Source organism: Chryseobacterium sp. C3, from assembly GCF_014218905.1.
GTDB lineage: Bacteria > Bacteroidota > Bacteroidia > Flavobacteriales > Weeksellaceae > Chryseobacterium > Chryseobacterium mucoviscidosis.
In genome coordinates this window covers 361,444-380,888 of record NZ_JACLCU010000001.1, presented here as the reverse complement: position 1 = coordinate 380,888, position 19,445 = coordinate 361,444, and the positions used below count along the sequence as shown (strand labels likewise).

Genomic DNA, 19,445 nt, shown 5'->3' with positions numbered 1-19,445 from the left:
CATGATAAAAAGAATTTTAGCGGCTTTTATTCTGTTGATTTTTATTTTTTCCTGCAAAAAAGAAGCCCCAAAAACTTCTGTAGGAAAGATAGAAAAAAACACCGTTTCAAAAGCAGAAACAAAAGAGGATTCGTTTAAGCCTATTGATACTGTCTGTTCTTCCAAGAACAAGACGGAAGATTATATTTCAGCTTTTCAGTGGTATCAGCAGAAAACTGAAAAAGAAATTACTCAGAATTCACCTGAACAGAATGATAAATTATACGAAGATTATATCAGGATTCGTGAAAAATATACAGACTGTTTAAGCGAAAGTCTGAATAAGATCCTTGAAGAATATGTGAATTATTATGATTCCGAAAGCAACAGTTACAAGTTTCCTGAAAATATAAAGAAACTGATTGCCGAACTGAAGAAAGCTGATCTTGAATTTACAGAAGTAGGAGAAGGATATACCGAAATACATTCGGTTCCGGATCATTATTTTTCTGTATTTAAAGACAAAGTAACTCCGGATTATAATACGTATATCGGGCAGTTAGCGAAAGAAAGCGAAGGTCTTTATTCGGCGGATGCAGGATTGGTAATTTCATGGAAAGAGTTAGGAGAAAGAACTGTTTTCTGGGAAAATTTTATAAAAAAATATCCTAAAAGTTCATTGATTTCCAGAGTAAAAGAAATATACAATAATTATTTGTATGATTATTTATTCGGTATGGAGAATACACCAACTTACGAGTTTTTGGATGGAACGATATATGACGAAAACAGGAAAGAATTCAATAGGATCATAAAGAAATATCCGAATTCTGCTGTAGCTAAAAAGGCAAAAGAATTAATCAGCCTTCTGGATGCAAAAGTTCCTGAAGAAGAAATTGTAAGAAAAATAAATATTAGAAGAGAATATTAAATAAATTTAAATAAAATAAAGTGAAAGTTTCAAAATTAGCGGCGAACCTGATTGGTTCTGAAATTGTAAAAATTGGTAATGAAGTAAATGATTTAAAGGCAAAAGGAGCAGAAATCGCGAATCTTACGATTGGTGATTTAAATTCTAATATTTATCCGATTCCGGCAAAATTGAAGGAAGAAATTCAGAAAGCATATCAGAATAATCTGACAAATTATCCGCCAGCAAACGGACTTTTATCTTTAAGAAAAGAAGTTTCCAAAGATTTAAAAACCAGATGGAATTTAGATTATTCTCCCAACGATATTTTAATTACGGCAGGTTCAAGACCTTTGATCTATGCGGTATACAAAACAATCGTGGACGAAGGGGATAAAGTAGTGTATCCGATTCCGTCCTGGAACAATAATCATTACGCTTACCTTACTTCTGCCAATGCCGTAGAAGTAAAAACCACTCCGGAAAACAATTTCCTTCCGACTGCAGATGATCTTAGACCACATCTGGAAGGAGCAGTTTTATTGGCACTTTGTTCACCTTTGAATCCTACCGGAACCATGTTTACAAAAGATCAGCTTGCAGAAATCTGCGAACTGGTTTTAGCGGAAAATAAGAAAAGAGGTGAAGACGAAAAGCCTCTATATTTAATGTACGACCAGATTTATTCTAACCTTACTTTTGGGGCAGAACACGTAGATCCGGTTTCTCTTTTCCCTGAAATGAAAGAATTTACGGTGTATATCGACGGTATTTCAAAATGTCTTGCCGCAACAGGAGTTCGTGTAGGATGGGGATTTGGTCCGGTTCATATCATGGACAAAATGAAAGCTCTTTTAACGCACGTTGGAGCTTGGGCACCAAAACCAGAACAGGAAGCAACAGCAAAATATTACGAAAATCCTGAGGACGTGAATGAATTTGTTGAAGATTTTAAAGGTAAACTGGAAGCAAGCCTGAAAGTACTTCACGGCGGAATTCAGGATTTGAAAGGAAAAGGACTTTCTGTTGACAGCATCGAGCCAATGGGAGCGCTTTATCTTACCATTAAATTAGATTATATAGGAAAAACAAAACCGGACGGAACGGTGATTGAAAACTCTTCTGATCTCGTATTCTATTTAATCAATGAAGCAGGTGTTGCTTTGGTTCCGTTCTCTGCTTTCGGAGAAGAAAAATCAGAACCTTGGTTCAGAGCTTCTGTAGGAGGTTTGGCAATCGATGAAATTGAAGTGATGATGCCAAAACTGGAAAATGCTTTAAATGCTTTAAAATAAAATATTAAATATAATAAACAGCTTCGTGAATATACTTTGCGAAGCTTTTTTTGACTTATAGCCTTAATGAGATTACCTAAAAGATACTTTCTCGAAACTCAATTTTTGAGCTACTCCACATTAGGAATTGTTATTTTAGTGGTTTTAAGTGTCTGGATTTCCGGAGTTGGTTCTCACAGATCTTTGTTTCAGAACTCTATTTTATCAACTTCAATTTTAGCCGTTGCCTTTTTTCTTTTTATCAGTTTAGGTTTGTATTTTGGCTTGAAGCTTAAAGAAAATGTAGGAAATATTCTGAATAAAAAAAGAGTGAAAACGGCAGCAGATAAAATGCCGTTACTAGATGGTTTTGAATTCGATCCGCCTGATGTAGGCGATGGAATAGGAGAAATTATTCTTTCAATTATTTTGTGGTTGATTATTACCATACTTTTTACTTTTCTCCTGTATATTCTGGGGGTCTTTTTCTGGGTTGTTATTCTACTGTTTGCAGCCATGCTGTACTGGATTTTTTTCCGTGCTTTGCGGTTGGTATTTAAAAATTCAAAACATTGCAGAGGAAATCTTTTGAAAAGTTTCGGTTTCGGATTTTTTTATTCGTTTCTTTACATTTCATGGATCTACGGAATTATTTTTTTAGCTAATTACTTAAACTAAATTTATCACAATATCAATGAAAATTATCGCAGTTATTCCCGCACGATACGAAGCAAGCCGTTTTCCGGCGAAACTGATGCAGTTGCTTGGAGATAAAACCGTTATCACAACCACTTATCAGAATGTTGTAGAAACAGGTCTTTTTGATGAAGTTTTTGTGGCAACAGATTCTGAAATTATTTTTGATGAAATCATTCAGAATGGTGGAAAAGCCGTAATGACCGGTCAACATGAAACCGGAAGCGACCGTATTGCCGAAGCGGTGCAGAATATCGACTGTGATATCGTGATTAATGTTCAGGGAGATGAACCTTTCCTGAAATTAGAACCTTTACAACAATTAATTGAAGTTTTTCATCAGGATGACAATCACGAGATTTCTTTGGCTTCATTGAAAATAAAACTCACTGAAAGAGAAGAGATTGAGAATCCGAATAACGTGAAAGTAATTACCGACAACAATGGTTTTGCATTGTATTTCAGCCGTTCTGTGATTCCGTTCCATCGTGAAATTTCGTATAATGTTGATTATTTTAAACATATTGGAGTCTATGCCTTCAGAAAGCACGCTTTGATCCAGTTCTCAAAACTGGAAATGAAACCTTTGGAGATTTCAGAAAAGATAGAATGCATCCGCTATCTCGAATATGGCATGAAAATCAAGATGATAGAAACCAATTTCGTTGGCGTAGGAATAGATACGCCGGAAGATCTTGAAAAAGCAAGAAGATTAATTTAAAAGCGTGATGTAATTCACATTTTCAAATTGCTTCATTTTCAATTTTTCAAATTAAAAAAGCCTTATATTTGAATTGATAAAATAAAATTAATGAAGAAGTTACTTTTAGTATTCGTCCTGATTATTTCACAGTCCTTTTTTGCGCAGACCGCCAAAGAAATTATTGATAAAAACATTGAATTATCCGGAGGATTAACCAATTGGAAACTATTAAATTCAGTATTGCTGCAGGGAAGAGTTATTCTGGGAATCAAGGATGAATATCCTATCAAAATTTATCAGCAGCGTCCGAATCTTACCAAAACCGTCATTACCATTAGCGGAAAAGATACAGCCATTGAAGGCTACGACGGATCAAAAGGATATGCCATGAATTATGCGACCAACAAAGTTCAGGAATATGCAGGATATGTCGCAGAAAGCTTTGATAATGATTTCATAGACTGGGAAAATAAAGGTTTTGAGGCGAAATATTTAGGCAAAGAAGTGGTAGGAAATATTTACTGTCATAAAGTGGAATTAACGAAAAATGTTAACAAAAACATCTATTATTTTGACACAAAAAACTATATGTTGCTGAAAGAAGTAAAAAAAGATGAAACTTTATCGTATTCAGATTATAAAAAAGTCGGAAATTTATCCATGCCTTTCAGGATAGAATCTTCCAGTGCAAAGAAAGACGGAGATTACGTAATGCTCATCAACAGGATTGATATTAATAAGGTATTTCCTGCCAATACATTTAAATTTTAAATCAGATAATAAAATTGAGTTATGAAAAAGTTATTTTTAATGTTCTTATCAGTTGTTGCATTTTTCAACAGCTGCGCTCAGAAAAAAAGTGAAGAATATAAAGCCAAAACCAAAGAACTTATGGGAAAATCAATATACGACTTCAAGGTTGATGCCTTGGAAGAAGGAAAGCAGATTAATTTTGCAGATTTTAAAGGAAAGAAAATCCTTATTGTAAATACTGCTTCAGAATGTGGATTCACTCCTCAATATGCTGATCTTGAAAAAGTTGCTGAAGAGTATAAAGACAAATTGGTCGTGGTAGGATTTCCTGCCAACAATTTCGGAGGTCAGGAACCGGGAAGTAATAAAGAAATCGGAGCTTTCTGCCAGAAAAATTACGGTGTAACATTTCCAATGGCTGCCAAAGTTTCAGTAAAAGGAAGCGACACAGCTCCAATCTTCCAATATTTAACGGAAAAAGATTTAAATGGAGTAAAAAATACAACGATCCTTTGGAATTTCACCAAATTTTTGGTAGATGAAAACGGAAAACTAATCGATTCTTTCGTAAGTACAACAAAACCAACGGACGAAGCGATTACGAAATATTTGAAATAACATCAAAAAAATATATTTTTGTAAAGTGGATTTTGATCCACTTTTTTTATTTTTAAAATTTATGAAAAAACTACTAACCATTTTTATTCTGATTTTTTCAGTTAAAACATTTTCACAGGATTTTTATTTTTCCGGTAAAATGAATTACTGCACTCCGGAACATGCAGATTCTAAAAAGAACTTTGAGACCGCTTTTTTAGGATTAAAATATCCTCAGTATTATGGAGGAGTCACGGCATTACTTCTGAAAATAGTAGAAAAAGATCCTAAATACTGTGATGCTTATTTTATGGCTGGATATTTTTTCAGACTGCAGGAAATGCACAAAGAAGCACTTACTTTATATTATGTTGCAGATAGCCTCGCTCAAAATAAGGCTCCGATTTTCAAACAGAATTTAGCAATAGAATTTATGAAATTCGGAAAGGTGGATAAGGCTAGACAAAAGTATGAGGAAATGATAAAATATTTCCCCGAGAATCCTGAAGGCTATTACGGAATTGGCAATACTTCTATTGTTATGGGAGATTATGATAATGGGTTAAAAAATCTGAAGCAAGCCGAAAATTTATACAATACTTCAGGAAAAGTTAAGGATGATGTTATTTATATGTACGGAATGTTGTATACCTTAAAAGAAAACTACGATGTAGCTTTACCGTACCTTGAAGACGTTTACCCAACATATAAAAAAGATGACGGATATCTTTCTTTATATGCTCTTGCACTGATAAAAGTAGGCAAAAGTAAAAATGACGAAAAACTTATCAAAAAAGCTCAAAAAACTTATGATAAGGTTAAAGATAAAGTTGTAGTTCCGGAAATCAGAAAAAAGTTAAATTCAGAGTTTGGTTAATTTGTATAACTGATTCAAAATGTATTCGGCTCTATTTGGTTAAAATATAGTTAAATAGAGTCGAAATCAAAAGTTAATCATTGCTCTTTTCCGCAAAACAAAAAATATTTCCCAATTTTATACTGGAATATCCATTGCTTTTAATCTTGGAAGAATTAATCATTGCTTTTGCCAGAACATCTGTCGGTAAAGGTTTCTGACTTTCCAACAGTCCTAATTTATTGGCAAATTTAATAATACGGCTTCCCAAAACTTCACCAGCTCTGTCGGAATCTTTCCTTTCAAGCATTCCGGGTTTGAAAATAGTAATCTTGTTGAAATGTAACTGTTTTACAGCATCTTCCAATTCTCCCTTCATTTTAGAATAGAAAATTTTAGATTTTGGATTCGCTCCGTAAGCAGAAACCAAAATGTAATCGTCTACATTATTTTCTTTGGCTGCTTTTGCAAATTCGTACTGGTAATCAAAATCTACTTTTCTCTGTGCCCCCTTGCTTCCGGCTGCTTTTAGAGTTGTTCCGAGACAGGAAAATGCAACATCACCTTTTACTTCACCTTTCCATTCTTCAGGTTTTTCAAAATTTACAATATGCACCTTAAGTTTATCATTTTCAATTTCAAGAGGTTTTCTCACAAAAATATTTACTTCTTCAAAATCTTTATCCTGAAGTAACTGATTTACAAGGTCTTTTCCTGTAGCACCTGTTGCGCCGATAACTAAAGCTTTCATAAAGAATTTGATTTTAATTAATAATTGAAGAATTTCCCTACTAAATTTACAAAATTTTAATAATATTGAACTCTCAATTTTTAAACCAATCTGCATGGACGCTAACGAAATTCTGGACTATTGTTTATCGAAAAAAGGAGTAACCGAAAGTTTTCCTTTTGATAATGAAACCCTTGTACTAAAAGTAGGAACGAAAGTATTTTTATTGATGGGTCTTGAAAGACAGCCTCTCGGAATCAATGTAAAAACCGATCCGGAATGGAGCGCAGAACTTCGCGAGCAGCATCCTCAGATTACGGGCGCTTATCACATGAACAAAACCCATTGGAACTCTGTGGTTATAGACGGTTTAAGAAAAGATTTAATTTTGAAAATGATCGATCAGTCGTATGAACTGGTCTTTAAATCTTTGACGAAAAAAGTTAAAGAAGAAATTTTAAACAGTTAAAAATTATACCCTTCCGTCAATCTTTTATCTTCATCTAATCTTTCAATTAATTTTTCAAGCCCTTCAAATTTAATTTCATCGTGAAGAAAATCTCTGAATTTTACGGTAATTTTTTCATCGTAAATATCACCATCAAAATCAAGGATATAAACTTCCACAGTAAGTTTTTCGCCATTTACGGTCGGATTGGTTCCAACGCTTAACATACCTTTATACTGTTGGTTTTTAACAAAAACTTCAACAATATAAGCTCCTTTTTTAGGCAAAAGTTTAATGGATTCCGTTTCGATATTGGCGGTGGGATAACCTATTGTTCTTCCTATTTTTTTCCCGTGAACCACTGTTCCAGAAACAGAGTAGGAGTATCCCAACATTTCATTGGCTTCTTTAATATTTCCTGAAGAAAGTGCATTGCGGATTTTTGTAGAACTGATGTTATTTTCATGAATATTAATGGCTTCCATCTGTTCAACTTCAAAATCCAGTTCCTTGGAAAGTTTCTGAAGCAGTTCAAAATTTCCGCTTTTATTTTTTCCGAAAGAATGATCGTAACCGATGATCAGATATTTTACATTCAGTTTTTCAATTAAAATCTGGCGGACAAATTCTTCTCCGGTTAAATTTCTGAATTCTTCATCAAATTCTTTTAGAAATAAATTCTCAATATTGTATTTTTCCATCAGAAATTTTTTTTCTTCCAACGTATTCAGAAGTTTAAGATTTTCATCAGGATTAAAAACAAATCTCGGATGTGGCCAGAAAGTAAGGACTGCAGTTTCCAGATCGTTCTGTGAACCTACGTTAATTAATTCATCAATAATACTTTTATGCCCAAGATGAACCCCGTCGAACATTCCTAAAGACAATGCTAATGGCTTCTGAGAGGTATAATCTTTAAAATTTTTGAAAACTTTCAAACCGGAAAAATTTTGACTGCAAATATAGGAAATAATGTAACAAAGTATCAATATAACAGTTTGCCAATATTTTAATCTATACTTATTGGTATATTGCTAAACGAACAGTTTTTTAGACTTATAAAAAGATATGATAAAAATCTGTTTTTTACCAATTGCAGGTTTATGAAGAATCATTATATTTGCACCAAGAAAAAATTTAGCAATGGCAAACCAAATTAAAGGTAAAATTTCTCAAATTATTGGTCCGGTAATCGACGTTGTCTTCAGTGATGTGGAAGCAGTTCCAGCGATCTATGACGCGTTAGAAATTACAAAAGAAAACGGTGAAAAAGTAGTTTTAGAGGTAGAACAGCATATTGGCGAAGATACAGTAAGATGTATCGCAATGGATGCTACTGACGGTCTTAAAAGAGGGCAGGACGTAATCGGATACGGAAATCCTATTATGATGCCAATCGGTGAGGCTGTAAACGGAAGACTATTCAACGTTGTTGGTGATGCTATCGACGGACTTCAAAATATATCTAACGAAGGTGGTCTGCCAATTCACAGACCAGCTCCGAAATTTGATCAGCTTTCAACTTCTGCAGAAGTTTTATTTACTGGTATCAAAGTAATCGACCTTATCGAGCCTTACGCAAAAGGAGGTAAAATTGGTTTGTTCGGTGGTGCGGGCGTAGGTAAAACCGTATTGATTCAGGAGTTGATTAACAATATTGCAAAAGGACACGGAGGTCTTTCAGTTTTTGCCGGAGTAGGTGAAAGAACGAGAGAAGGAAATGACCTTTTGAGAGAGATGTTGGAATCTGGAATCATCAAGTATGGTGAAGATTTCATGCACTCTATGGAAAACGGAGGTTGGGATCTTTCTAAAGTAGATTTAGAAGCAATGAAAGATTCTAAAGCAGCATTCGTTTTCGGACAGATGAACGAGCCACCTGGTGCAAGAGCGAGAGTAGCACTTTCCGGTCTTACATTAGCTGAATACTACAGAGACGGCGGAGAAAGCGGACAGGGTAGAGACGTACTTTTCTTCGTAGACAATATCTTCCGTTTTACACAGGCTGGTTCTGAGGTGTCTGCACTTTTAGGTCGTATGCCATCTGCGGTAGGTTACCAACCGACACTTGCTTCTGAGATGGGAGCGATGCAGGAAAGAATTACTTCAACTAAAAATGGTTCAATTACTTCAGTGCAGGCGGTTTACGTACCTGCGGATGACTTAACTGACCCGGCTCCTGCAACTACGTTTGCTCACTTGGATGCTACAACGGTACTAGACAGAAAAATTGCTTCATTGGGTATTTATCCTGCGGTAGATCCATTGGCTTCTACTTCAAGAATCCTTGCTCCTGAAATTATTGGTGAAGAACATTATAACTGTGCACAGAGAGTAAAAGAAATCCTTCAGAGATACAAAGCGCTTCAGGATATCATCGCGATCCTTGGTATGGAAGAACTTTCTGAAGAAGACAAATCTGTTGTTTACCGTGCAAGAAAAGTTCAGAGATTCCTTTCTCAGCCTTTCCACGTAGCAGAACAGTTTACAGGTATTCCTGGATCTTTGGTAGACATCAAAGATACCATTAAAGGATTCAACATGATCATCGATGGTGAATTGGATCACTTGCCGGAAGCTGCTTTCAACCTGAAAGGAACTATCGAAGAAGCAATCGAAGCAGGACAAAAAATGTTAGCTGATAACGCTTAAGAAATTTTAAATGTTAAATTTTAGATTTTAGATTGAATTTCAATAATTTATAATTTAAAATCTATAATCTATAATTTCATAAAAATGAATATAAAAATTTTAACACCAGAATACGTAGTTTTTGAAGGAGAAGTAGACTCAGTTTTACTGCCGGGAAAAAATGGTGAATTCCACATCATGCAAAACCACGCAGGAATTGTTTCTTCTTTAATCGGTGGTAAAGTAAAATTATATGCTAAATCTATCGATGAAGCTTATTCCAAATATTTTACGAAAGAAAATGAGAAAGATTCAGTTTTTTCTTATCCTATCAAAAGCGGTGTTGTAGAATTTAATCATAATAAAGGAATTATCCTTTGTGAATAATTAAATGAAAAGCTAAATATATTTTCAAGAAAGTGTAACAATTCGTTACACTTTTTTTATTTTTGTATGAATTTGGTTTTATGAAGGGATTTTTAATTATTTTATTTTCAGTTTTCGGGTTGCTTTTCAATGCTCAGACGGTTAAAATTAAAAGAGGAATTGTGGATCTTGAAGGAATTCATGTCGCAAAACTGTCTTATAAAGGAGGAATATATACTTTTATGGATCTTAAAGAAACTCCGATTTATACCATCGAATTTGTAGATAAAAGTGTAGTGGATTCTGTACGCGACAGTTACATTAAGCTTAAAAGAATTTATAATCAGGACAAAACGCTCGATCTGGACTATATTTCGCCATCTGCATTTTCTGGGGAAGAAAAATCGGCAGCTTACACTTGTGTTAAAAGTCTGAAGATCATTGATGAAAGAGGGATCAACATCAAAAACCTAGACGAGCTTTTTAAAAATTCACCTAAAAGGAAGCTAGATACCAAAACAAAAGATGCTTATACCATCCGAACTAAAATTGATAAATTAAATATTACGGTCAATAATGTAGGTGAAATTTTAAGTAACGGAAAACCAGTCGGTTATTTCACTAATTTACCGGCAAGTTTTGGTTCTGATGATACCATCACGGATAAAACTTTTGTTGATATTGAAATTTATGATGCGAACAGCAAATACATCGGAAAATACATCACAACAACTAAACAGATTAAAACTGCCGGAGGAAAAATCTTTACTCTGTACCGCGAAATGTCCGGAAGGGCATCGATTTTAAAATTCCCAACCTACAAAGCTATTGCCGAAAGAATGGCCATTATGGATCCGAATTTTATTAAAATTCAGGAAAAAGTAGTTGTGGGTGAAGTCACAAAAGACGGTGTTCAAAAGTAAAAATCATCAATAGGAACGGGCTTCAGCCCATTTAGTTTAATAAAAATTCAATTGGTTTTAGCCAAAATATAAAAAAGCTTCATATTTTTTTGAAGCTTTTCCTATTTCATTTTTCTGGTTAGAACTTGTAAATAATTTAAGCCTGAGATTTTTTTAATCTACAAACTCAAAATCACTCCATTCTCTTTCAATTGCTGCATCGGTTTAGAAAACCAGAATAATTCAAAATCTTCAAAATTTTCTTCGAATTGAGTTTTCAATTGTTGCAGAGTTGGCTTTTTTAAATTTTCAATTGGATGTTCACCAAACATTTTCATAAGCCATTCTGCGTGTTCCTGCTCTAAATCTACACTCACAACATTGGTTTTTAAGTGCGCTGTAATTTTCGTGTACGTATAAATATATTTCTTTTTATTTTTTACGCGATTCTCAGCGATTACATTTTTGGCTAAAAATAGAACTTTAGAATTTCCTTTAAAAACAAAATCATCATCTTCCAGAAGACAGTCATGAATATAATCCGGATGAACGGTCGTTCTCGGAATTTTAAAATCAAACCATTCCTGAAGAGGAAGTTCGAAATTGATTCCGTGCATATAATTGAACAGAGATTTTTTCAAACCGAAGCTGAACTTTCCATGATCGATTCCAGTTTTGTCTGTAAAATCAACATCGTTGTTCGCAAATAGAATTTCCTGCTTAATCGGAGTAACGCCAAATTCTTCAGGATGTAAACCCACCGGTGAATGAGCCGTCATAGCGAACTGATGCCAGAATCCGCTTTGTAAAATTCCCATCTCGAAAAGCTGACGAACCATTTCCAAAGAATCCACTGTTTCCTGAATAGTTTGAGTAGGATAGCCATACATCAAATAAGCATGAATCATAATTCCGGCTTCTGTAAAATTTCTTGTCACTTTAGCAACCTGTTCCACAGAAATTCCTTTGTCAATCAATTTCAAAAGTCGGTCACTCGCAACTTCCAGTCCACCTGAAACAGCAACACAACCGGAAAGTTTTAAAAGAAAACACAGATCTTTGGTGAAACTTTTTTCAAAACGAATATTCGTCCACCACGTTACGACTAAATTTCTTCTTAAGATTTCTAAAGCAACTTCACGCATCAATGCAGGAGGAGCCGCTTCATCTACAAAATGAAATCCTGTTTCTCCAGTTGTCCGGATCAACTCTTCCATTCTGTCAACCAGAATTTTAGCTGAAATCGGTTCGTAAATTTTAATATAATCTAAAGAAATATCGCAAAAAGTACATTTACCCCAATAACATCCATGTGCCATTGTGAGCTTATTCCATCTTCCGTCACTCCATAAACTGTGCATCGGATTGGCAATTTCAATTACCGAAATGTATTTATCTAATTGTAAATCTGTATAATCGGGAGTTCCGATATCGGCTTGCTTATAATCGTGTCTTGTGGAATTATTTTTATAAGTAACTTCTCCGTTTTCAAGTAAAAAAGTTCTTTTGAACTGAGATTCTTCACTTTGTTCAGAATGACAAATATTTTCATAAAGTAATTCAATTGGAAGTTCTCCATCATCCAAAGTAATAAAATCAAAAAACTCAAAAACTCTTTTATCTTTTAATTCTCTGAGTTCAGTATTCGGAAATCCGCCGCCCATTGCAGTTTTAATGTGCGGATAATGTTCTTTGATATATTTCGCGCAACGAAAAGCAGAATATAAATTTCCGGGAAAAGGAATGGAAAAACAAATCAGTTTTGGCTGAACAAACTCTAATTTTTCATGAAGAATTTTTAAAGTAAAATTATCTATAAAAGTAGCTTCGCCGCAAATTTTAGAATAAAGTTCATCAAAAGAATTGGCACTTTTTCCTAATCTTTCCGCATAACGGCTGAATCCAAAATCAGGATCAATATTTTCAACAATATAATCCGAAAGATCTTCTAAATATAGAGTCGCCAAATGTTTGGCTTTATCCTGAAGTCCCATATTTCCGAAAGCAAATTCCATATCATCAAGCTGATTGAATCGGGAGGCTTCCGGAAGAAAGTTCATCGAACAGATTTGTCTTGCCAATGTTGGGGTTTTACCCTGCAAAAAAGCAATAACCTGATCGATCGTTTTGATATACTCTTCTTTTAAAACGTAAATTCTTTGAGCATTTTCTGAAATGATATGAAGCTCAATTTCCTGATTAAAAATTTTCTGAAGTCCGTCTTTCGAAAATAATTCCAAAATGACCTCAATTCCCAAATCTGTCTGAAAGCTGGAAATATTTTTGGTATTCAGAAAACCTTTAATATAAGCTGTTGCAGGATAAGGCGTGTTGAGCTGTGTGAAAGGCGGAGTAATGAGAAGTAGATCTTTCAAGAGAAAATTTTTGCAAAGTTATTTTAAATATTCAGATTTTGAAAATTTATGATAGGTTTTAAAACAAAAACCACTGATCGAATGTCAGTGGTTCTTAAATTTATTTTATATTCAGATTAAATTTCTTTGAAACTTAAACCTTGTTCTGCCAACAGTTTTTGTTCCTGCTCTTTGTAATAGCCACTTACCAGTTTGTCGTGAATGGCTTCAAACGCAGCAAGAGTTTCATTAATTTCAGCATCGGTATGAGAAGCTGTAGGAATTAATCTTAATAAAATCATTCCTTTCGGAATTACAGGATAGACCACTACCGAAGTAAAGATTCCGTAGATTTCTCTTAGATCTTTCACCAAAAGTGTTGCTTCCACCGGAGTTCCCTGCATCATCACCGGAGTTACACAAGTATTTGTATCACCAATGTTGAAGCCTCTTTCTTTAAGACCATTCTGTAATTTATGCGTATTTTCCCAAAGTTTTGCTTTGATTTCCGGTCTTGTTCTCAACAGTTCCAGTCTTTTTAAACCTCCGATTACCATTGGCATCGTTAAAGATTTAGCAAAAATCTGAGATCTTAAATTGAATTTCAGATATCTGATAATTTCTTTATCACCCGCGATGAATGCTCCAAAACCTGCCATAGATTTAGCAAAAGTAGAGAAGTAAACATCGATCTGATCCTGACAACCCTGTTCTTCACCGGCTCCGGCTCCTGTTTTTCCAAGAGTTCCGAATCCGTGTGCATCATCAACTAAAAGTCTGAATTTGTATTTTGATTTTAATTCACAGATTTCTTTTAATTTACCCTGCTGTCCTCTCATTCCGAAAACACCTTCGGTAATCACTAAAATTCCACCTCCTGTTTCTTGCGCTACTTTGGTAGCTCTTTCAAGATTTTTTTCAAGACTTGCAATATCGTTGTGTCTGTACGTAAATCTTTTTCCTGCGTGAAGTCTTACACCGTCTACGATACAAGCGTGAGAATCAACATCATAAACAATTACATCATTTCTACCCACCAAAGCATCAATGGTAGAAACCATTCCCTGATAACCGAAATTTAATAAATATGCAGATTCTTTCTGAACAAAATCAGCCAGTTCTCTTTCTAACTGCAAATGCTGCTCAGTTTCTCCCGACATTGCTCTTGCACCCATCGGATAAAACATTCCGAATTCTGCAGCCGCTTTTGCATCAGCCTCCAGAACTTCAGGATGATTACACATTCCTAAATAATCATTAGCACTCCAGAAAATAACTTCTCTTCCCTGAAACTGCATTCTCGGTCCGATAGGTCCTTCTAATCTGGGGAAAATGAAATACCCTTCACCATAATCTGCAAATTGTCCAAGAGGTCCTGGATTTTCTTTTATTCTGTCAAAAATATCCAACATTTTTATTAATATTTTAAGTAAAAAAGCCTTTTGCGGTTACAAAAAGGCTTGATTTGTATAAATTTTTCGTCCTTATTTAATGAATTCAGTTTTAAAAACTTCATCGTAGTTGTGCACACAGTTGTTTACAAAACCCTGTTCAGCCATCCATTTATCACTGTATACTTTAGTAATATATCTTGAACCGTGATCCGGATAAATTAAAACAACCAAATCATTTTCAGAAAATTCATGAGATTGCGCATATTGCATTAAAGCCTGTGTAACGGCTCCTGTTGTATAACCTCCCATAATTGCTTCTTTCAAAGCGATTTCACGGGTTCTGTAAGCAGACATTTCGTCGTTTACTCTTACAAATTCATCTACTTTGTCGAAAAGAAGGGCAGAAGGAATTAAATTTTTTCCCATTCCTTCAATCTGATAAGGATGAACATCTTCTTTGTGGATTTCTCCGGTTTCGTGGTAGCTTTTCAGGATAGATCCGTCTGCATCCACACCAATGATTTTAATATCCGGATTTTTCTCTTTTAAAAATTTTGCTGAACCTGATAGAGTTCCCCCTGTTCCTGTACACGCAAACAGGTGAGTTATCTTTCCCTGAGTCTGTTCCCAGATTTCAGGACCTGTAGTCTGATAATGCGCATCAATATTCAACTCGTTGAAATATTGGTTGATATAAACGGAATTTGGAGTTTCTGAAGCAATTCTTTTGGCTACTTCATAATAAGATCTCGGATCATCTGCGGGAACATTCGCGGGACAGATATAAACAGTAGCTCCTAAAGCCTTTAAGTAGGCTATTTTTTCAGGCTTGGTCTTGTCACTTACCGCAAGAATACATTTATATCCCTTGATGATACAAACCATGGCAATAGAGAATCCTGTATTTCCTGAAGTAGTTTCTACCACTACGGAATCTTCTTTTAATAAACCTTTTTTCTCAGCGTTTTCTATAATATGAAGTGCGATTCTATCTTTTGTGGAATGTCCAGGATTATATGATTCTAACTTGGCATAAACGGTTGCAGGAATATCTTTCGTCACAGTGTTAAGCTTCACCATAGGAGTATTTCCTATTAGGCCAAGTATATTATCGTAAACATTACTCATTATTTGTTATTTTTCAATAAAAATCTGACGGCAAAAATACAAAAAAATAAATTTATTTCTAAACTTTTGTTTGATTTCTAACCTCTAAAATAGATAAAAAATTGTTTTCTGTTACTATCTAAAGATGAAAGTTTTCAAAAAGCGAGCCAAAATCTTTAAATTTTGTTAAAAACCGTCTAAAATCATATAAAAGCCTTATTTTCGCGTAATTGATTTAATACTATGAAAAATTGGACTTTTAAGCAATGGAACACCGTTCTCGGATGGGTAGTTTTCGTCATTGCATTTTTCACGTACTTGTCCACCATAGAACCGAATTTCAGTTTTTGGGATTGTGGCGAGTATATTTCCTCGGCGGTAAAACTTGAAGTAACGCACGCTCCGGGAGCGGCTTTATTCCAGATTGTGGGTGCTGTGGCAGCCATTTTTGCTTTAGGGAAGGGCGAAAATTATTCTATCGTGATCAACGCGATGTCTGCATTGTTTAGTGCGTTTACGATCTTGTTTTTGTTCTGGACAATTACCCATTTCGTAAGAAGACTTTTAAACAAAGATTTTGATGAGATTACAAAACATCAGGAGATTTCTATTCTTTTTGCAGGAGTTGTAGGAGCGTTATGCTTCACCTTTTCAGATACCTTCTGGTTCTCTGCGGTAGAAGGGGAAGTTTACTCAATGGCATCTATGTTTATCGCACTTTTGGTCTGGTTAATTACCAAATGGGAGAATGAATATCAGGCGAAGGACAGCGAGAGATGGATTATTTTAATCTTCTTCATTTTAGGGCTTTCAGTAGGGGTTCACATGATGTGTATGTTGGCAATTCCTGCGATCTGTCTTGTGTACTACGCGAGAAACTACACTTTTACCTGGAAGAATTTTCTTTGGGCAAATGTGATTACGCTGGTAATTTTAGCAATCGTTTTTAAAGGGATTTTCCCATTGATCATGACGATGTTCGGGAAACTTGAGATTTTCTTCGTGAACGGTTTAGGTCTTCCTTTCCATTCCGGAACTATTGCTGCTTTTGTTTTAATGGTTGTCATCTGTTACTTCCTGATCTCTTACGCTGGAAAGATGAAGAAAAATGTTTATCAGACAATTGCTTTATCCATTGTTTTCATGATGATCGGTTTTTCATGCTGGATGGTAATTCCTATCAGAGCAAACGCAAATCCTCCAATGAACCTTAATGATCCGGACAACGCCATCGGAATGCTGGATTATTATAACAGAGAACAATACGGAGACTGGCCTACAATTTATGGTCAGAATTATACCGCTTTCTTAGATGCAAACGGAATTGAGAAAAAAGAAGACGGAAGTTTTAATACTGTGAAAACGGGAGAAATCTACGAAAAAGACGAGAAAACAGGAACGTACAGAAAAACAGGAGACCGATTCAATTATGTTTTCAATAAAGCACACGTAGGTTTTATGCCTAGAATGTTCAATGAAGACAAAGATGTAATGGCTAACTACATTTCAATGTACGGTGCGCCGGATTTCACCTTTAATTACAGTAATGAAGATGTTGCAGACAGCCCTGAAGCAAAGCAGATTTTCGACGAATTAAGAAAGAAATATGAAGACGGATCTATCACGGCTGCAGACTATTTAAAAGTAAAACCTTATAACTTAATCAATGTTCAGAAGCCTTCTCTGGCTCAGAATATGGATTATTTCATCACATTCCAGAACGGTTATTATTTTGTAAGATATCTGATGTGGAATTACGTAGGTCGCCAGAATGATCTTGAAGGTAATATGGAAAGCACAAGAGGAAACTGGATCTCAGGAATTTCTTTCATTGATGATGCTTTATGGGGAAATCAGGAAAAAATGCCTGCGAAATTTAAAAATGAAAGTACCGTAAAATTCTTCTTTTTACCTTTAATTTTAGGATTAATCGGATTCTTTTTCCAGCTTAACAGAGATTTCGGAAGATTCTATGCAATGCTTTCAATCTTTGTATTGATGAGTGTGGGAATCGTTTTCTATACCGGAGTAAAACCTTTCGAACCAAGAGAAAGAGATTATGCAATGGTAGGTTCGTTCTACGTTTTTGCCATCTGGATCGGATTGGGAGCCGGAGCAATTCTTTGGTTCTTACAGTCTAAAATAAAATCGAATGCAGCAAACATTGTTGCAGGAGTGGTTCTTCTTGGAGTTCCTTTCATGATGGGCTTCCAGAATTATAATGTACATAACAGACACGACAGATATACTTCTTATGATTACGGATATTCTGTATTGAAATCTCTGCCTAAAAACGACATTGTTTTCGTTTACGGAGATAACGACACCTATCCGGTTTGGGCAATTCAGGAGACTGAAAACTTCAGAGATGATGTAAAAGTAGTTAACTTTACATTAGCTTCCACACCTTGGAATATCGATCAGATTAAAAGAAGAACGTACAATGCTGCTCCGGTTCCGGGAGTTTTAACGCATGATGATTACAGAGACGGTGTAAACGACCAGATCTATATGATGAAGAAGGAAGACTGGCAGGGACTTTTCTCAATGTTAAAAGAACAGGGAGCACCTCCAACGGAATTTGCGGAATTCAGAAAATATCTTACTCAGGATTCTATGACGATGAAAGAAGCAATCAGCTTCCTGAAATATACTTCTCCCGCGAAAAACGAACTTCTTAAAATGTATTTCGGGGAAGAGAAATTCGAGAAATACAATATCTTACCTGTAAACAAATTCATTTTACCGGTAAATAAAGAAAATGCAGTAAAATCAGGAATTATTAAAGCAGCAGATCTTCCGGAAACAGTTAATCAGATCATGATTACATATAAAGGAAATACGCTGTATAAAAACAATTTAATTTTACTTGATGTTTTGGCACATTTCGACTGGAAAAGACCAATCAACTTCTCTTCAGGAGGAATCTACGACAGCGAAAATATTTTCTTCTTAGACGAGTATCTTCAGTTTGATGGTTTCAGTTACAGATTGGTTCCAATTCATACTCCACCATCACAAGGCGGAGATATGGGAAGAGTAGATGCCAATTCTCTTTACAACGTGGTTAAAAATTTCAGATGGGGTAACTTCAAGAATTTAAATACGCACTTTGACGAAACAGCCACTTCCAACATCATGAGCTACAGATCTTCCGCAAGCAGAGCTGCAGCAGCTTTGGCAACGATGGGGCAAAAAGGAAAAGCACTGGAACTATTGGATTTAGCTTCTAAAGAAATTCCTGCTGAAAAATACAACGATCCTCGTTCTCTAAGCTCAATGGTTTACGGATACATTGTGGCAGGACAGGAGAAAAAAGGATTGCAGCTTGCTGAAGTTCTGAAAAAAGGAATATTTGAAGAATACGATTATTACATGAGTCTGAGCAAATCTGACCAGAGTTATCTGAAAAGACAGATCAGAACAAAACCAATGGAATATTCTTTAGTCATTTCTGCCGTTACAGATGCTTACTCGAAGATTGGAAAGAAAGATAAAGCGTATGATTATCTGATAAAATCCATCGAGCCGATTGATAAGAAATTCAACACTTTTGTAGAAAATCTTAAAGAAATGGGCAAAGAAAAAGCGATGAAGGAATCTGAGCAGGTACAGAAGATCACTCCTTTTTACCAGTATCTTTTCGATGTAATGGAACCTTTTGATTCCACTTACACCAAAGAAAAAGAGGCACAGATCACCAATTCAATTATTAAAGCAACGCAATAATAACAAAACTTAAAAC

The 19,445-nt window shown here is 35.1% G+C and carries 17 protein-coding genes; 12 read left to right on the top strand and 5 right to left on the bottom strand.

Annotated features, from left to right (window positions below):
• Nucleotide 1: 1 nt before the first annotated feature.
• The 7 genes from H6W53_RS01720 (at nucleotide 2) to H6W53_RS01690 (ending at nucleotide 5,789) form a co-directional block, all read left to right on the top strand.
• Nucleotides 2-910 carry a hypothetical protein gene (locus H6W53_RS01720; RefSeq protein WP_185204617.1) on the top strand — a complete coding sequence of 303 codons (909 nt, stop codon included), beginning with the start codon at nucleotides 2-4 and terminating at the stop codon, nucleotides 908-910.
• Nucleotides 911-930: 20 nt separating this feature from the next.
• Complete coding sequence (locus tag H6W53_RS01715; RefSeq protein WP_116099159.1) at nucleotides 931-2,184, top strand: pyridoxal phosphate-dependent aminotransferase; 1,254 nt, start codon at nucleotides 931-933, stop codon at nucleotides 2,182-2,184.
• Nucleotides 2,185-2,289: 105 nt separating this feature from the next.
• A complete protein-coding gene (locus tag H6W53_RS01710; RefSeq protein ID WP_185204616.1) occupies nucleotides 2,290-2,841 on the top strand; it encodes a hypothetical protein in 552 nt (183 codons plus the stop codon).
• Nucleotides 2,842-2,857: 16 nt separating this feature from the next.
• Nucleotides 2,858-3,580: a 3-deoxy-manno-octulosonate cytidylyltransferase gene (gene kdsB / locus H6W53_RS01705; RefSeq protein WP_185204615.1), complete on the top strand. Its 723-nt coding sequence runs from the start codon at nucleotides 2,858-2,860 to the stop codon at nucleotides 3,578-3,580.
• A gap of 90 nt (nucleotides 3,581-3,670) precedes the next feature.
• Complete coding sequence (locus tag H6W53_RS01700) at nucleotides 3,671-4,333, top strand: histidine kinase (RefSeq protein ID WP_076390160.1); 663 nt, start codon at nucleotides 3,671-3,673, stop codon at nucleotides 4,331-4,333.
• A gap of 21 nt (nucleotides 4,334-4,354) precedes the next feature.
• Nucleotides 4,355-4,933, top strand: a complete 579-nt coding sequence (locus tag H6W53_RS01695; RefSeq protein ID WP_185204614.1) for a glutathione peroxidase — start codon at nucleotides 4,355-4,357, stop codon at nucleotides 4,931-4,933.
• A gap of 61 nt (nucleotides 4,934-4,994) precedes the next feature.
• The gene (locus tag H6W53_RS01690) at nucleotides 4,995-5,789 is read left to right on the top strand and encodes a tetratricopeptide repeat protein (RefSeq protein ID WP_185204613.1); all 795 of its coding nucleotides are present in this window, start codon (nucleotides 4,995-4,997) and stop codon (nucleotides 5,787-5,789) included.
• Between the two features lie 73 nt (nucleotides 5,790-5,862).
• On the opposite strand, the gene H6W53_RS01685 is transcribed toward H6W53_RS01690, so the two are convergent.
• Nucleotides 5,863-6,519 (bottom strand): NAD(P)H-binding protein, encoded by a 657-nt coding sequence (locus H6W53_RS01685; protein WP_185204612.1) that lies wholly within the window; start codon nucleotides 6,517-6,519, stop codon nucleotides 5,863-5,865.
• 94 nt (nucleotides 6,520-6,613) lie between these two features.
• Between H6W53_RS01685 and H6W53_RS01680 the strand changes: the two genes are divergently transcribed.
• Nucleotides 6,614-6,967 carry an MmcQ/YjbR family DNA-binding protein gene (locus H6W53_RS01680; protein WP_185204611.1) on the top strand — a complete coding sequence of 118 codons (354 nt, stop codon included), beginning with the start codon at nucleotides 6,614-6,616 and terminating at the stop codon, nucleotides 6,965-6,967.
• Here the strand turns inward: H6W53_RS01680 and H6W53_RS01675 are convergent.
• The gene (locus H6W53_RS01675; protein WP_185204610.1) at nucleotides 6,964-7,884 is read right to left on the bottom strand and encodes a bifunctional riboflavin kinase/FAD synthetase; all 921 of its coding nucleotides are present in this window, start codon (nucleotides 7,882-7,884) and stop codon (nucleotides 6,964-6,966) included. The genes H6W53_RS01680 and H6W53_RS01675 overlap by 4 nt on opposite strands.
• 205 nt (nucleotides 7,885-8,089) lie before the next feature.
• Here H6W53_RS01675 and atpD point away from each other — a divergent pair, with 205 nt between their 5' ends.
• The 3 genes from atpD (at nucleotide 8,090) to H6W53_RS01660 (ending at nucleotide 10,866) form a co-directional block, all read left to right on the top strand.
• A complete protein-coding gene (gene atpD, locus H6W53_RS01670; protein ID WP_185204609.1) occupies nucleotides 8,090-9,598 on the top strand; it encodes a F0F1 ATP synthase subunit beta in 1,509 nt (502 codons plus the stop codon).
• Nucleotides 9,599-9,682: 84 nt separating this feature from the next.
• Complete coding sequence (locus H6W53_RS01665; RefSeq protein ID WP_076390168.1) at nucleotides 9,683-9,964, top strand: FoF1 ATP synthase subunit delta/epsilon; 282 nt, start codon at nucleotides 9,683-9,685, stop codon at nucleotides 9,962-9,964.
• 80 nt (nucleotides 9,965-10,044) lie between these two features.
• Nucleotides 10,045-10,866: a hypothetical protein gene (locus H6W53_RS01660; RefSeq protein WP_185204608.1), complete on the top strand. Its 822-nt coding sequence runs from the start codon at nucleotides 10,045-10,047 to the stop codon at nucleotides 10,864-10,866.
• A 158-nt stretch (nucleotides 10,867-11,024) separates the two neighbouring features.
• Here the strand turns inward: H6W53_RS01660 and H6W53_RS01655 are convergent, their stop codons facing one another.
• From H6W53_RS01655 to H6W53_RS01645, 3 genes are all read right to left on the bottom strand, one after another.
• Complete coding sequence (locus H6W53_RS01655; RefSeq protein WP_185204607.1) at nucleotides 11,025-13,220, bottom strand: B12-binding domain-containing radical SAM protein; 2,196 nt, start codon at nucleotides 13,218-13,220, stop codon at nucleotides 11,025-11,027.
• A 116-nt stretch (nucleotides 13,221-13,336) separates the two neighbouring features.
• Complete coding sequence (locus tag H6W53_RS01650; protein ID WP_185204606.1) at nucleotides 13,337-14,611, bottom strand: aminotransferase class I/II-fold pyridoxal phosphate-dependent enzyme; 1,275 nt, start codon at nucleotides 14,609-14,611, stop codon at nucleotides 13,337-13,339.
• 72 nt (nucleotides 14,612-14,683) lie between these two features.
• Nucleotides 14,684-15,721 (bottom strand): PLP-dependent cysteine synthase family protein, encoded by a 1,038-nt coding sequence (locus tag H6W53_RS01645; RefSeq protein ID WP_185204605.1) that lies wholly within the window; start codon nucleotides 15,719-15,721, stop codon nucleotides 14,684-14,686.
• A gap of 222 nt (nucleotides 15,722-15,943) precedes the next feature.
• Between H6W53_RS01645 and H6W53_RS01640 the strand changes: the two genes are divergently transcribed.
• On the top strand, nucleotides 15,944-19,429 hold the full coding sequence (locus H6W53_RS01640) for a DUF2723 domain-containing protein (RefSeq protein ID WP_185204604.1): 3,486 nt from the start codon (nucleotides 15,944-15,946) through the stop codon (nucleotides 19,427-19,429).
• The last annotated feature ends 16 nt before the right edge of the window (nucleotides 19,430-19,445 follow it).